1 protein-coding gene is annotated in these 1524 nt (G+C 58.9%); it reads left to right on the top strand.

The genetic code is table 11. The features are described from left to right. Positions 1-114 precede the first annotated feature (114 nt). A complete protein-coding gene (locus ACSSVV_RS20945) occupies positions 115-1497 on the top strand; it encodes an IS5-like element ISMaq6 family transposase (RefSeq protein WP_011784944.1) in 1383 nt (460 codons plus the stop codon). Positions 1498-1524: the final 27 nt, after the last annotated feature.

Raw genomic sequence — 1524 nt, forward strand, 5'->3', positions numbered from 1 at the left:
TAGTCGCCCCTGCAAAAGTAAAAACCTGAACAAAGGCAATGAGTTGGCCTGACTTCGGGGTATAATATCCATCATAAATCTCCCCGTTTCGTCCAAAAACCGGAAGAAAGCCCCATGATCCCACGGGATAAGCGCCAGGCACCACAGCGAGATCTGCTGGAAACCTACCTCGAAGACATCCTCAACCCCCGGCACGAACTGGTGCAGATGGGTAAACGGATCGACTGGACCGCCTGCGAACAACATTTTGGTCAGTTGTACGCGGTGCAAGCCGGGCGTCCGGGACTGCCCATCCGGTTACACGTGGGCTTGCAGTTGCTCAAGCACATGTATGCGCTGTCAGACCGTGATGTTCTGGATCGCTGGGTAGAGAACCCCTACTGGCAACACTTCTGCGGCGAAGTGATCTTCCAACACCGGCTGCCCATGGACGAAACCACCATGATGCGGTTCCGGCACCGCATTGGCGAAGGCGGTGCCTGTGAGCTTCTCAAAATGAGCATTGCCCTGGGTCAGGACACCGGCGTCATTGCGCCGGAAAGCCTCAAGGTGGCCGTCATCGACACCACCGTCATGCCCAAGGCGATTGCCTATCCCAGTGACGCCCGCCTTGCAGGCCGTTGCCACCGGCAACTGGTCGCGCTGGCCAAGGATGAGGGCATCAAATTCCGGCAGACCTTCTGTAAGGGGTTGCCCGGCCTGGTCTGGCAGGTGGGCCGCTATGCCCATGCCCGGCAGTTCAAGCGGATGCACAAGGTGCTGCGCCGGATGCACCGGAACCTGGCCAGGATCTGTGAGGCCATCGTTGACCAGCGCACGATGGAGGAGCGCTCCGAGCGCCTGAATCACAAGCTCCATCAGGCCTTGCAGTTGCTGAACCAGTATGGCGACCGCACCGTCAAACCCCGGCTGTACAGCCTGCACGAACCGGAAGTGGTGTGTATCGCCAAAGGCAAGGCCCGCACCCGTTATGAGTTCGGCTCCAAGGTCAGCGTGGTGACCACAGCCAAAGAAGGCTTTGTGCTGGATTGCCAGGCCCTGGCCGGCAATCCCTACGATGGTCACACCGTCGACACAGCGCTCAAACGAGTGCTTCTGCATACCCGCAAGATGCCGGAGCATCTGTTGGCCGACCGAGGCTACCGTGGCAGCGAAAGCACGTACCTCTCCAGGATCCACATCACCGGCAAGCGGCGAGGCCGCGGCAGGGCCCACCCCGATCAGCAACACCGACGAAACAGTATCGAGCCGATCATCGGCCACCTGAAAAGCGACGGCCTGATGTATCGGAACTTCCTCAGAGGGTTTACCGGCGACACGATACACGCGGTTCTGTGCGGCGTTGGCCTGAACCTGAGGAAGGTTCTGAGGAAGCTCGTCGAGCTTCTTTGGCCTTATGAAAACGGACGGCATTTACGCCTGATATTGGCTATTTTATGGTCAACCCCGGCGTTGCCGGATGAATCGGCAGAGACCGGTAAATTGCTGGCTGTCTGAAAACGGCGTTTTTGCAGGGGCGACTCA

Source organism: Marinobacter sp. MBR-105, from assembly GCF_053628895.1.

Coding starts and splice junctions, on each gene's coding strand:
- ACSSVV_RS20945 (WP_011784944.1), top strand. CDS start 115: ATGATCCCACGGGATAAGCGCCAGGCACCACAGCGAGATCTGCTGGAA.